Source organism: Bacillus sp. JJ1773 (assembly GCF_036962035.1).
Lineage (GTDB): Bacteria > Bacillota > Bacilli > Bacillales > Cytobacillaceae > Cytobacillus.
Genome location: NZ_JBALNX010000049.1, coordinates 38,206 through 52,302 on the forward strand (window position 1 = coordinate 38,206; position 14,097 = coordinate 52,302).

Below are 14,097 nucleotides of genomic sequence, written 5' to 3' on the forward strand. Positions count from 1 at the left end.
ATAGCAATCGGTAAATTCTCCGATTGCTTTAGCTTTTGTGTATGTTAAGGAAACTTTATGCATCTATATTTAAATCACATTTATTAAGAAAAGAATCAGTCATCTCGTTTGACCGTAATTCTTTCTCTGCAAACATTTCTTTCAATGCTTTAACCATTGTCGTTCCAATGCCTTGATGCCTATGTGAAGGGTTGACTGAAATATGCTCAATCATAGCTGAATCATCCAGAAATGAAACGCCAATTAAGCCGATAATATCGTCCCCTTCCTTCCATAGAAATAATTGCCTGTTTTCAGCTGTTTCATATTGCTTCATAGTCTGCTGTAAAACCTTCAGATCCTTTTCATTTGGCATAAACGATAAAAGTCCCATAGCAATTTTTTCAAAAGCCTTTTTATATCGAATTAACATATTATCCCTCATTATTAGTAAAACATAGTGTTGACCTGCCGTTTTTGCGTGTACTCCGTTTTACTTATGCGATATTTTTATTGGAATCTCTTTTACATGCGAATTCCATATTATCACGATGATGATTAGTCTTTTCTGCATGTTAGCTTAGTTTCATTCATGCAAATTTTGCTCAAATTTCTTATTTCTATCCCTATTTTCCCCAAAAATTATTCATTTCAAACTTATTAATAATATATGTATTAAATCTCCCTTTGCTCCCTCACAAATGCTATTTTCCACTATCCTTCTCAATTTCAATTTTCGAAATGGATTCACTTTGATGGAACAATAACGAACCAATAAAAAAGCCCCCATGCTAGGCTGCCTATTAAGAATAAAACGAAAAGAAGCCAATTATTTTTCTTCATATACCCTAAGTTGCCCCTCCTAAAGAAATCTTAAAAACTATGGACAACTTCATTTTACACGATAGAGAACATTATTTCCATGCCACATACTGAAAATAAAGTAAAGCTGCCTTTAAATGGCAGCTTTAATTATTAATTTTTTGTTTAATTGAAAGATCCATTCTAATTAAATCCTCATATGTTTCCCGTTTCACAACAAGCTTCGCTTCCCCATTCTCGACAAATACAACAGCAGGTCTTGGGAGACGATTATAGTTATTAGCCATAGCATACCCATAAGCACCTGTACAAAATACAGCTAATAAATCATCACTATCAGATTTTGGAAGAGGTAAATCCCAAATAAGCATGTCACCTGATTCACAACACTTCCCTGCAATTGATACAGTTTCCTCTGTTTTTTCATGTACCCTATTAGCTAACACGGCCTCATATTTCGCCTGATATAGAGCAGGTCGAATATTATCGCTCATCCCGCCATCTACTGCCACATATTGACGAACATTTGGGACTTCTTTTCTTGATCCAATTTTGTAAAGAGTAGTTCCAGCATCCCCAACTAAAGATCTTCCCGGCTCAATCCATATTTCAGGCATCTTCATGGAATAATTTTCTGCCTGCTTTTTCACTTCTTCAATAATTTCGGCTACATATTGGGCCGCTGGCAGAGGCTTGTCCTCATCCGTATAGCGAATCCCGAATCCGCCTCCTAAGTTTAAAACCTTAGACTCATAGGAGAAGGCTTCCTTCCAATCATGCAGTTTTTCAAAAAGCTTCTTAGCCGCTAAAATAAAGCCTGTTGTTTCAAATATTTGCGACCCGATATGACAATGAAGTCCAAGTACTTCTATTCTCTCAAATTGAAGCGCCATATTAAGAGCCTTTTCTGCTTGCCCATTTTGCAAATCAAAACCAAATTTCGAATCTGCTTGACCTGTTAAAATATAATCATGGGTATGTGCTTCTATCCCTGGGGTTACTCTTAATAATATTTTTGTGTCCATTTTCAATAATTCGCAAAGGGAATTTAATAATTCCAGCTCATAAAAGTTATCAACAACTATACAGCCGATCTCGTGCTTCAGTGCCATTTCAAGTTCTTCTTTGCTTTTATTATTTCCGTGAAAATGAATACGCTCTCTCGGAAAATCAGCTGCCAAAGCTGTATATAATTCACCGCCTGAAACAACATCTAATGATAGACCTTCTTCCTCTGCAAGCTGAACCATCGCAATAGTTGAAAAGGCCTTGCTAGCATAAGCAACCTGAGCAGGTACTTTTAAGTTTTCGAATGTTTGCTTAAAGCCCCTTGCCCGCTCTCTTATTAACGATACATCATAAATATATAATGGTGTTCCATATTTCTCAGCAAGTTCAACCGTGTCTACTCCGCCTATTTCAAGATGACCCTTAGTATTAACCTTTGATGTGCCATGTAAATACATAATTTCCCCTCTTCCTAAAAGCACAGCTGTATACATGCCTTAGATATTATTTTATTCACTTACAACGAGGCTTGATAATCATATCCGCCATTCTCTTCTTTTTTAGCTTTAGCATCATTCTTTAGAAATAAATAGACAGAATTCTACATGAGAAACTGTCTTTTTTAATATCCTATTGGAAATATTACAAATACTTTAACATAAATACAAGCTAATCACAATCGCAATGACTAGGCCGCTTTATTATTTTTTCGCAGATTTGTTCAACTTTTAACAGTGGGGGATGAAGGCCGACTAAGTTCGCCACTGCCTAATGTCTTCGTTAGCACTTACACACCTAATGCATCGGAACTCCCACCACTGATTGAAGTTTCACTTTATTACTGCCTAACACGATCCCTAGGGCGGTTAATACTTGGACGAAGCTTCGATCCTGGTACCGCCCTGCGAACAATAATCTGCAGTAGTGCTTTTGGATAAAATGGAATGAATGGCCATAAATAAGGTGTATTCAGCGGCTTTTTGCTTGCAAGCCAAATGATGAATAATGTAATTGAGACGATTAATCCTGGTCCATGGAAAATGGCTACCGCGATTAATAAACAAAGCCTTGTTATTTTATTGGCAATACTTAATTCGTAACTTGGAGTCGTATAGGTCCCAATGGCTGCTAATGATACATAAAGGATTACTTCTGGGACAAATAATCCAACATCAATCGCAATTTGCCCAATCAACACAGCGGCAATTAATCCCATGGCCGTGGCAAGTGGGGTCGGTGTATGTATAGCTGCCATCCGTAGAATCTCTATACCAAAATCAGCTAGAAATATTTGTACGATAATCGGAACGTTTGTTTTTTCATTTGGCCCAATAAATGAAAGACTTTCCGGCAAAAGTGACGGCTCCAAAGCAAATAAAAACCATAGCGGTAACAGAAACAAGGAGGAAAATATGCCAATAAAGCGCATCCAGCGTTCAAAAGTCCCAACAGCGGGTGACTGTCTATATTCTTCCGCATGCTGCATATGATAGAAATACGTTGTCGGTGTGATAATGACACTTGGTGATGTATCCACATATACGAGAACATGACCTTCGAGTAAATGTGTTGCAGCAACATCCGCTCGTTCTGTATAACGAACATACGGGAAAGGATCATATCCTTGTTTGAAAAGAAATTCTTCTACTGTTTTATCAGCCATCGGGATCCCATCAATTTTTATATTTTCAATTTCCTTCCTGATTATATTAATTAAATCAGGGTCGGCAATATCTCTAATATACCCGATGGCAACATCTGTTTTGGACCTTTCACCAACAGCTGTAATTTCAAAGCGAAGTCTTTCATCTTTAATCCTTCTTCTTGTTAAGGCTGTATTCAAAATAATGTTCTCGACAAAACCATCCCGAGATCCGCGGATGACCTTTTCTGTATCCGGTTCTTGCGGTGACCTCCCTGGATAGCTGCGAACATCAACGACAAATGCGGTCATTTCTCCCTCAATGACAACAACAATTAATCCAGATAGTACTTGATCTACAAGTTCATCCATTGTCTTTATTTTTTCTACAGCATCATGGACTAGGCGGTTTTCAACAATTTCAAAAATTTTTGAGGATTGTTTTTCATGATCATTAATCTCAACTAGTTCTTCGATTAATTGAACGATGATCAGTGAGTCGGTTAAGCCATTTACATAATACAAATGCACATCTTTGCGAAGAATTTTCAGCTTTCTTATCCCTAAATCGAAGCTTACACCGAGCCCAATTCGTTCTTCCATATATTTTTCAATTTTATCTAATGATTCAGGAATAGGCATTTTATTCTGCATCTTGTTGTCTGACACGATAACCGCTCCTTTCCATAATAAGCTCAATAGCTTTCCTCGTTATTGGAGACCCTTTATCAAGGTCATCCATTTTTGCCATTTTTCCAATATCTCCAATTCCAACAATGATTGGAACATTTAGTTCATCAAGGCAATAAACAGTGTCACCATTTAGCCTGCCAATATCCATTTCAGGCAGCCCATATTTGTCCACACCATATGGAGTTAATCCCCCTTCTCGGTCAATGCAGACATTTACTCTCGTCCATTCAGCCTGCCTCGTCTTGGCTGCAACCGCAACAATTCCCAACACCTCAATATCTTCATGGCAAGCTACATACTTTAAGGCCTTTTCTCCCGCTCCTTCTCCTTCGAAGCCACTATCATCAAACATAACTATAACTGGATCATGAGAAGCTTTTTTTATCAGTTTAACGATTGCAGGACCACTTAATACTGTGGGATTCCCGTGGGATAATGAGATGCATCTTCCGCCTATTTCCTTTGCCACATATTCAATAGACCTTCTAGCATAGTCATCCCCATCTGTTACTAAAATCACGCTTCTCCTATCATCCATATTTATTGTTCCTTTCATTGTGGTATGGTCTATTATTTATCAACAAAATACACCCATTGATATAAGGACCCAAAGATCTTCCCGAAAACAATCGCCATTAATAAAATGACAATTTGTCCGTCAACTCCAATTCTTTTTGCAAGAATTGGGAGTACATTTAATACTTCTGTTAACGCTGCGGCAACCATTCCTACAAATACGCCTGAGGCTAAACCAATGGGTAATAAAAGGTACGGAGTAAGGGTTAAAATGGGGTCCCATAAAGTAGCCGCTGCACCAATAACAGCCCCTAACACAATTGCCCACTCATAAAAACGTACCATTTTCATCGTTTTAGTAAGCTGTGTCAGTCTTGGGATAATGCCAAATACAGTTAAAAACGCTACGAAGCCTGAGCCTACTGCTAAACCACCGGCAAGTCCAATAAAAACAACTATAATCACATTAATGGTCGTCAATATTTTTCATACTTTCTTTGTTTTGATGCATAGATATATAGTTGTCTAAATCCATTTGATAATTAAACATCTCCACTTCCAGCGGGCTCGGTTCTTCATTTAGACGCTTTTTAAATAAATGGTTAAAAAAAAGAATCATTCCTGCACCTAAACCAATCGAATATGGAATTTGGAAAATTAACGGCTTTGAATCGACTTCCCCAGTCATTATCGTATAAATCCGCTGCTGAACAATCTGCATGCTTACATCCTCATGGAAATTCATGATTGTCAATGCAGCACCGAAAAATAATAAGAGCCAAACAATAAAAAATAGCGGAATGGAAATCTTTCGTTTTTTTGCAATCACTTCAACGATTACTTGTGATGGCCCTACTGTTTGAATCTCAACTTCAGGATGTTGTTTAATGATCTCCCGGATTACTTTCATTACATCTACTACGATCATATTTTGATCCTTTTCACTCACCTCATAAACTTTTAAATTTCTTAATTGGGCGTAAATCTGTTCATCGGCAATGATCTGCGCAATGTCCTTTACAAAAATGGAGGCTCGCGGTCGAACTTGCAATCGATGTCTCAATCGAATATAAACCGTTTGTTCCATTTTTCTCACTTCCTACATATAAATTTCCTTATATATGTAGTATGAGTTACATATATTGACTTCATGATTACCAATATTTAGATGCATAAAAGTACAAATGCACTGGAGCTTGACGTGAAAAAACCGTATGGATCATACGTCCATACGGTCTTTCATTTGCTGAAGTATTTTTTTCTCTAGCCTTGAAACTTGAACTTGTGAAATCCCAAGTCTCGCAGCAACCTCTGATTGGGTCTGGTCTTTGTAATAACGTAAGTAAACGATTAACCTTTCCCTTTCATCTAAATCATTAATGGCTTCTTTTAAGGCAATTTTATCGAACCATTTCCCTTCATTGCCATCGTCAATTTGATCAAGCAATGTAATCGGATCTCCATCATTTTCATATACGGTTTCATGGATGGACGAAGGGGTTCGTCCAGCTTCCTGCGCAAGAATAATATCCTCTGGTGGAATATCAAGAAACTCGGAAAGTTCATTGACTGTTGGGATGCGGCCAAGTGATTTTGATAACTCATCTTTCGCCTTCCGGATTTTATTCCCCATCTCTTTAAGAGACCGGCTCACTTTCACTGTTCCATCATCGCGAATAAATCGCTGGATTTCTCCAATAATCATTGGCACCGCATACGTTGAGAACTTAACATCATAGCTTAAATCGAATTTATCAACAGACTTTAGCAATCCAATACATCCGATTTGGAAGAGATCATCTGGTTCATATCCCCTGTTTAAAAAGCGCTGGACAACAGACCATACGAGACGCATGTTCTTTTGAACAATCGTATCCCGTGCACTCTGATCCCCATCCTGGCTCTTTTTAATAAGATCCTTCACTTCATAATCCTTCAAAAATGCTTGGCCTTTATCAGCTTTTACCTCCACATCCATAGCAAGACTCCTTAATTACACAGCATTTTACTATTTGATAAATGCTTTCTTAATCGGATCTCTGTGCCTTTCCCCGGTTGCGATTGAATTTCGATTTCATCCATAAAGTTTTCCATAATCGTAAAGCCCATACCTGATCTTTCTAGCTCAGGCTTCGTTGTAAATAATGGCTGACGTGCCTCTTCCACATCCATAATCCCTGATCCTTCATCCCTAATAGACATATCAATAAAGCCGTCCTCCATTTTAACGGTTATATAAACCATTCCATTTGGATCCTGTTCATAGCCATGAATAATCGCATTTGTAACTGCTTCAGAAACAACGGTCTTTATTTCAGTTAATTCATCCATTGTTGGGTCTAGCTGGGTAATAAATGCAGCAACAGTTACACGGGCAAATGATTCATTTTGGCTTAATGCACTAAACTGAATATGCATTTCATTTTTCATATTAGGCAACCCCCAGTCTTTGCAAAGCAAATTCTTCAGTCGGTTCTAAGCGAATAATCTTAAATAACCCCGACATTTCGAATAATCTTTGTACGGCTGGAGAAATTGCACAAACAACCATTTCACCATGATGCTGTTTAATTTGTTTATACCGGCCCAGAATAACACCTAGTCCTGAGCTGTCCATAAATGAAAGCTGCTCAAGATTTAATACAATATGGTGGATATCATAATCTTCAATTGCCTTCGTCGCTTGTTCACGCAGCTCATCAGCTGAATGATGATCTAATTCCCCGCTAAGACGAATACATAAGACATCTCTTTTTACTTCTAAATTAATCGAAAGACTCACTATTATAGCCTCCTTATCTAGTCTCTAGTGAGTCCAATTCGATATTCTAACTCGCATTTCCTTCCTTAAGACAAAACTAGTGCTTATTCGCTAAAAGTAGAAGGCATATAGTTATTTTCGACATATTAGCTATTATCCTGCTCTTGTAAACATTCCAATGGACCGTTTATACAAAGTCCACCAGTTCGCTTCCTTGCTGGCTTCTTTTGCTACAAGAGGGCTTTCCACTAATGTTTTTCCGTCTTGAATGAGCTTTAAAGTACCGACCTTATCTCCTTTTTTAATGGGTGCCTTTAAATTCTTGTCCAAAACGATAGATTGTTTAATATTTTCAATGTTTTCGCCTTTTTTCGTTAATAAGGAGATCGGTTCGCTTGTAAGAGCTTCAATCTTTTTCTTTTCACCTTTGCTTACAGCCACATGACCTAGAGCTATGTTTCTTTTAAACATAGGGTGGGTTTTGTATTGACTAAAAGCATAGTCCAGCATTTTTGTAACTTGTGCATTACGTTCCTTAGATGTAGGCGCTCCAAACACAACAGCTATGACTCGCATCCCGTCTTTTTGTGCTGTTGCTGTTAAGCAATATTTAGCTTCATTTGTAAATCCAGTCTTTAGTCCATCAACACCTGGGTAGAAACGAACTAGCCTGTTCGTATTGACGAGCCAAAACTTTTTATCTGAGCCTTCACGCAAGTATGATTCATAGGTACTAGTAAATTTAGTTATATCTTCATATTTAAGAAGTTCTTTAGCCATAATTGCCATATCATGAGCAGTACTGAAATCCTTTTTACCAGGCAGTCCAGTGGCTGATTTAAATTCGGTATTCTTTAACCCGAGTTCATTTGCCTTTTTGTTCATTTGCTTGACAAATTCTTCCTCAGAACCTGCAAGCCTTTCTGCCATGGCAACAGATGCATCATTTCCAGATGCAATCGCAATCCCTTCTAACATCTGCTTCGTTGTCATTTCCTCACCAGGCTCAAGGAAAATTTGGGAACCTCCCATTGAAGCTGCATATTCACTCGTACGAATTTTTTCATCCATGGAAAGCTTTCCATTATCAATTGCTTCCATGATTAGGAGCATGGTCATAACCTTTGTCATGCTTGCGGGCGGAAGTTTTTCATCACTGTTTTTTTCATATAGCACTGTCCCTGTGTCGCGCTCAATTAAAATAGCAGACTTCACATTTTGGACAAGATCTACCTCACTTTCTCTAGCTAAAGCAGATGGTACAAAGGCAGATGCTAATAAAAAGGACATCACCATTATAGAGATTATTCGTTTCATCACATAACCCTCCATTCTTTATAGGCTCCATCCTTTCCAATTGGAGGGAAATTATACAACTCGTTCCATACTAAAATGAATATTTTCTTCAGGATCGGATAATTTATAAATTTGGATCAATCATTACTTATTAAACATAAAAAAACGCCAGGGAAATTTGAACTATAACCCGAATAGTGGACATTAAAAAAAGTCCCCTATTCGGGTTTTTTATATCCATAGGATAGAAACCCGATTATAATCATTTCAGAGATACTATCGGGGGAACAAAATGAGTAAAATAATTTTTAATGAATTAGAGATGAAAATCTTGGTGAATAACCCAAACGTGGATCATGTATCAGAACGGTCCATTGCTTATAAGCCTGAGTTTAAAACAATGGCAGTGAAGGAGAATTTGGAGGGCAAAAGTCCTTCACAAATCTTTATTGAACATGGTTTTGACTTAAAAGTTATTGGGGCTGAAAAACCTAAACAATGCCTTAAAAGATGGAGAAAGACGTATAAGGAATTCGGGGAAGATGGCTTCACAACGGAACGTAGAGGTAAAGGGAGCACCGGAAGACCTTCTTCAAAATCCCTTTCACTTGAAGACAGTTTGAAAAAGGCTGAAGCTCGAATTAAATACCTGGAAGCAGAGCTTGACTTCCTAAAAAAGTTAGAAGAACTCGAAAGGCAGGCGGCGAAGAGGAAACAATAAAGACATCTGAGAAGTTCATGCTTATTGAACAAACAACACGCCAGTATAAGCTTGCCAAAATGGTAACTTACCTCTGTAAAATGGTAGGGGTAAGCAGAAGTGGCTATTATGCATGGAAAAAGGCTGAAGGCAAACGGGGAAATAGACAAGAATCCGATTTAAAGGATTATGAGCTTATCAAGTTTATATTCGATGAGAAAAAAGGAAAAGCTGGAGCTCTCACTATCAAAATGATCTTAGAGAATGACTATATGGTAGTGATGAATCACAAGAAAATCCGTAGAATAATGAGGCAGTTTAATTTGTTCACAAGGATCAGACAAATGAACCCATACAAAAAATTAGCCAAGGCGAATCAGGAACATCGTTCACTCCCTAACATTTTAAACAGGGAATTTGATCAGGGTGAGCCAGGCAAGGTACTGCTTACGGATATAACTTATGTTTTTTATGGATCTGGCAAACCAGCCTACCTATCCTGCGTGAAGGATGCTTCAACACGAGAAATTTTAGCTTATCACTTATCCAAAACCTTGAGAATGGAGATTGTCTATGATACTTTGGACAAGCTCTCTGACTCCATTGGAGACCTTATCCACCCTGAAGCCATCCTTCATTCGGATCAGGGAGTGCATTATACTCATCCTGAGTACCAAAAGAGAGTTAAGGAAATGAAACTGACACAATCCATGTCACGAAAGGGAAATTGTTGGGATAACGCACCTATGGAATCATTCTTTGGGCATCTCAAGGACGAGGTTGAGTATTCTAAATGCCAAGCATTTTATGAACTAAAGGAGTTAATCTCTGGGTACATAGATGAATACAATAACAGAAGATATCAATGGGGCCTAAAGAAAATGACTCCGGCACAATACCGGAGTCATCTGTTAGCTGCTTAATAATAGGGCTTTTTTATACTGTCCACTTTATAGGTTACAGTTCAATTAGTTCCACTGACGCTTCTATTTTTCAGTTCTTATTCAGTTATTTCTTCATGAATTAATACTGGTGGGGTTACTTTATTCTCAGATATCCTTATATTCTCATATAGCTTTTTTGTAATCTCTGAAATATTTTCGAAGTTACTATAAATGGTTACGAGCGAATCGCCTTTTTTTACTTGGTCGCCAATTTTTTTGCGAAGAATTAGACCAACAGCAAGATCGATAACAGACTCCTTCGTTGCTCTTCCCGCTCCAAGAAGCATAGCCGCTGTTCCAATTTCATCTGCGACCATTTCAGATACATAGCCATCTTCCGTTGCTTCCAGTTCAAAAGTATACTTCGCCTGTGGAAGCATGTCTGGATTATCTACAACGGCCCCATCCCCGCCTTGCGCGGTTAAAAAGGTTTTAAAGACATTTAATGCAGTCCCATCCTTTATGGCACCCTCCAGCATGGTACGTGCTTCCTCCAGTGTATTAGCCTTTTTAGCTAAATAAACCATATAGCTTCCTAAAGTCAGGCATAGTTCAGTTAAATCCTCTGGACCTTCCCCTTTAAGCGTATCAATAGCTTCCTTCACTTCCAATGCATTTCCGATTGCATACCCGAGCGGCTGGCTCATATCAGATATGATTGCCATTGTATTTCTGCCAACATTGTTACCAATCTGAACCATCGCCTTTGCGAGCTCCCTTGAGTCATCAAGTGTTTTCATGAAAGCTCCGGCGCCGGTTTTGACATCAAGAACAATGGCATCCGCACCAGCCGCGATTTTTTTACTCATAATGGAGCCTGCGATTAGCGGAATGCTATTCACTGTAGCCGTTACATCACGAAGAGCATATAGCTTTTTATCAGCAGGTGTTAAATTCCCGCTTTGTCCAATGACAGCAATTTTATTTGTATTGACAAGATTTATAAACTCTTCGTTCTCCAGTTCCACATGGAAACCATTGACTGATTCCAGCTTATCAATCGTTCCGCCCGTATGTCCGAGACCTCTGCCAGACATTTTTGCTACGGGAACGCCTACCGCTGCAACGAGTGGTCCTAATACTAGCGTTGTTGTATCCCCAACTCCACCCGTTGAATGCTTATCTACCTTTATTCCTTCAATTTTTGATAAATCGATTTGATCCCCTGACTGTACCATAGCCATAGTTAGATCGGCTCTTTCCTTTTCAGTCATATCTTGAAAATAAATCGCCATCATTAGGGCACTTGCTTGATAGTCAGGAATAGATCCATCCGTATATCCCTGAATGAAAAATTGAATTTCTTCAGAAGAAAGCTCTTTTCCGTCTCGTTTGTTTTCAATAATATCAATCATTCTCATTTTTAATCACCGATCCGTTTTCATAATTTCATGGGTAATGCGAAAGTTTAATTTGGTAAAATTAATTTTTTGTTCCCATCTCTGCGACAATTTCTTTTACATACTGCAGAAAATGAGTCTTCACTTTCTCTGTAGTCTCAATAACCTCTTCATGGTTAAGCGGCTGATCTAAGATTCCGGCTGCCATATTCGAAATACATGAAATTCCGAGCACTTTCAATCCTGCATGCCTTGCCACTATTACCTCAGGAACGGTTGACATTCCTACAGCATCCCCGCCCATAGTACGGAGCATGCGGACTTCAGCAGGAGTTTCATAGGTCGGGCCTGTATTTCCAACATACACACCTTCTTGAATGGACAAGTTTAATTTTTCGGCCATTTTTCTTGCAAGCATTCTCAGCTCTTTAGAGTATGCTTCTGACATATCAGGAAAACGTACCCCCATCTGAGAATCATTTGGACCAATTAATGGATTATTCCCCATGTTATTAATGTGATCAGAAATAAGCATTAAATCCCCCGGCGAGTATGTTTCATTTACTCCGCCGGCAGCATTAGTCACAATTAATTGCTTAATTCCAAGCTCCTTCATGACTCTTACCGGAAATGTTACTTTATCGAAGCTATATCCTTCATAATAGTGAAAACGGCCTTGCATAACTGCAACGGGAACTCCATTTAATAAGCCAAAGACTAGATTTCCTGCATGGCCTTCTACCGTGGAAACTGGAAAATTAGGAATTTCATTGTATGGAATTTTTAAGGCGTCTTCTACTTCATCTCCTAATACACCTAATCCTGAACCAAGAATAAGGCCAATTAATGGCTGCTGCTTATATTTTCCTTTTAAAAATTGTGCAGCCTGCTGAATTTTTTGATAATCCATTTTCACTTTTCCTCCTATTTTAATTCTGTTAAGAAACTTCTTCCATTTGCTGGCATTTTAACTTGGAAATTTTCTGCAACGGTAGCACCGATATCCGCAAAGGTTTTCCTAATCGGAAGCTCTTTACCTTCTTCCATATTTTTTTCATAAACTAAGAGTGGCACAAATTCTCTCGTATGATCTGTTCCATGATGGACGGGATCGTTTCCATGATCTGCTGTAATAATTAATAAATCATGCTCTTGCATTTTGGCAAATACCTCAGGAAGGCGCTCGTCATATTCTTCAAGCGCTTTGCCATAGCCTATTGGATCACGCCGATGTCCATAAAGTGCATCAAAATCAACAAGATTAAGGAAGCTTAAGCCTGTAAAATCCATATCGAATGATTGCAATAACTTATCCATGCCGTCCATATTTGAAACCGTGCGCAGTGATTCAGTTACCCCTTCTCCATCAAATATATCGGAAATTTTTCCAATCGCAATAACATCCAATCCTGCATCCTTTAGCTCAGACATAACTGTCCGTTCAAATGGCTTTAGCGCATAATCATGACGATTAGAAGTTCTTTGGAAATTTCCTGGCTTGCCAGTAAAAGGTCTGGCAATCACTCTGCCGACCATATATTTTTCATCTAAAGTTAATTCGCGGGCAATTTTGCAAATCCGATATTGCTCCTCAATCGGAATAATTTCTTCATGGGCCGCAATTTGCAAAACGGAATCAGCTGAAGTATAAACGATGAGAGCCCCTGTTTTCATATGCTCTTCCCCAAGCTCTACAATAATTTCCGTTCCGCTTGCTGGTTTATTGCCAATCACCTTTCTTCCTGTACGTGATTCTAATTCGGATATGAGCTCTTCTGGAAAGCCATTAGGAAAAACTTGAAATGGAGTTTGAATATTTAGGCCCATTATTTCCCAGTGACCTGTCATTGTGTCCTTTCCATTCGACGCTTCCTGCATTTTTGTATAAAAAGCAAGCGGATTTTCAGCTTTTTTAACTCCTTTAATTTCACGGATATTACTAAGACCAAGCTTTGCCATGTTCGACATCTTTAGTCCATTCATTTTATCTGCAATATGACCTAGTGTATCTGCACCGATATCCCCAAATTTTTCTGCATCAGGCGCTTCACCAATCCCTACAGAATCCATGACGATGACGAATATTCTTTTATACGCAAATGATGACATATTCATTCCTCCTAATTTCATGAATGCGGTTACAACGAAATTCGATTTATTTTGTTTTTTTACTATATTTAAGGTTACCCTTTCTTAATTGTGATTAACACAATTTTTCTTCTCATACGTCAGAAGTCTGACTTCTATATTTTACATAAGGGAAGCAAAAAATAAAAGAAAAAAGCTGCCAATTACTATGACAGCTTATTGATCTATAGGTTTATCGCAGATTAACGGGCTGTAAGACCCCCTCTTCAAGAAGTTGAGTTAAACAAAAATTTCTAAGTGGGGGATCA

General features: G+C 38.4%; 14 protein-coding genes. 1 reads left to right on the forward strand and 13 read right to left on the reverse strand.

Translation table 11 applies throughout. The annotated features are described in order from the left end of the window. Positions 1 to 55: 55 nt before the first annotated feature. From V7127_RS14205 to V7127_RS14250, 10 genes are all read right to left on the reverse strand, one after another. Entirely contained in the window at positions 56 to 412 is a 357-nt protein-coding gene (locus V7127_RS14205) for a GNAT family N-acetyltransferase (RefSeq protein WP_335346736.1), read from the reverse strand. 535 nt (positions 413 to 947) lie between these two features. Beyond that, entirely contained in the window at positions 948 to 2,267 is a 1,320-nt protein-coding gene (gene lysA, locus V7127_RS14210; RefSeq protein WP_335353841.1) for a diaminopimelate decarboxylase, read from the reverse strand. Positions 2,268 to 2,647: 380 nt separating this feature from the next. Continuing rightward, positions 2,648 to 4,105, reverse strand: coding sequence for a spore germination protein (locus V7127_RS14215; protein WP_335346742.1), 1,458 nt, complete (start codon positions 4,103 to 4,105; stop codon positions 2,648 to 2,650). Beyond that, positions 4,095 to 4,682, reverse strand: a complete 588-nt coding sequence (locus V7127_RS14220) for a stage V sporulation protein AE (RefSeq protein WP_335346738.1) — start codon at positions 4,680 to 4,682, stop codon at positions 4,095 to 4,097. Before V7127_RS14220 ends, V7127_RS14215 begins: the two co-directional genes overlap by 11 nt. Positions 4,683 to 4,714: 32 nt before the next feature. Further along, positions 4,715 to 5,131, reverse strand: a complete 417-nt coding sequence (locus tag V7127_RS14225) for a stage V sporulation protein AB (protein WP_335487296.1) — start codon at positions 5,129 to 5,131, stop codon at positions 4,715 to 4,717. Further along, a complete protein-coding gene (locus V7127_RS14230; RefSeq protein ID WP_335353840.1) occupies positions 5,127 to 5,747 on the reverse strand; it encodes a stage V sporulation protein AA in 621 nt (206 codons plus the stop codon). The genes V7127_RS14225 and V7127_RS14230 overlap by 5 nt, the downstream gene beginning before the upstream one ends. 132 nt (positions 5,748 to 5,879) lie before the next feature. Continuing rightward, complete coding sequence (gene sigF / locus V7127_RS14235; RefSeq protein WP_335347390.1) at positions 5,880 to 6,638, reverse strand: RNA polymerase sporulation sigma factor SigF; 759 nt, start codon at positions 6,636 to 6,638, stop codon at positions 5,880 to 5,882. Positions 6,639 to 6,649: 11 nt separating this feature from the next. Next, entirely contained in the window at positions 6,650 to 7,090 is a 441-nt protein-coding gene (gene spoIIAB, locus V7127_RS14240) for an anti-sigma F factor (protein ID WP_335347391.1), read from the reverse strand. A 1-nt stretch (position 7,091) separates the two neighbouring features. Continuing rightward, on the reverse strand, positions 7,092 to 7,442 hold the full coding sequence (gene spoIIAA, locus V7127_RS14245; RefSeq protein ID WP_335347392.1) for an anti-sigma F factor antagonist: 351 nt from the start codon (positions 7,440 to 7,442) through the stop codon (positions 7,092 to 7,094). Positions 7,443 to 7,574: 132 nt separating this feature from the next. Beyond that, positions 7,575 to 8,738 carry a D-alanyl-D-alanine carboxypeptidase family protein gene (locus V7127_RS14250; RefSeq protein ID WP_335347393.1) on the reverse strand — a complete coding sequence of 388 codons (1,164 nt, stop codon included), beginning with the start codon at positions 8,736 to 8,738 and terminating at the stop codon, positions 7,575 to 7,577. Between the two features lie 271 nt (positions 8,739 to 9,009). Here V7127_RS14250 and V7127_RS14255 point away from each other — a divergent pair. Then, a protein-coding gene (locus V7127_RS14255) for an IS3 family transposase (RefSeq protein ID WP_335486985.1) occupies positions 9,010 to 10,340 on the forward strand; the annotation gives its coding sequence in 2 pieces (ribosomal slippage) (positions 9,010 to 9,397 and positions 9,397 to 10,340; 1,332 coding nt in all). A 77-nt stretch (positions 10,341 to 10,417) separates the two neighbouring features. Here the strand turns inward: V7127_RS14255 and V7127_RS14260 are convergent. From V7127_RS14260 to deoB, 3 genes are all read right to left on the reverse strand, one after another. Next, positions 10,418 to 11,722 (reverse strand): pyrimidine-nucleoside phosphorylase, encoded by a 1,305-nt coding sequence (locus tag V7127_RS14260; protein ID WP_335353838.1) that lies wholly within the window; start codon positions 11,720 to 11,722, stop codon positions 10,418 to 10,420. A 61-nt stretch (positions 11,723 to 11,783) separates the two neighbouring features. Beyond that, positions 11,784 to 12,611, reverse strand: coding sequence for a purine-nucleoside phosphorylase (locus tag V7127_RS14265; protein ID WP_335347395.1), 828 nt, complete (start codon positions 12,609 to 12,611; stop codon positions 11,784 to 11,786). Positions 12,612 to 12,625: 14 nt separating this feature from the next. Then, a complete protein-coding gene (gene deoB / locus V7127_RS14270) occupies positions 12,626 to 13,810 on the reverse strand; it encodes a phosphopentomutase (protein ID WP_335347396.1) in 1,185 nt (394 codons plus the stop codon). Between the last annotated feature and the right edge of the window lie 287 nt (positions 13,811 to 14,097).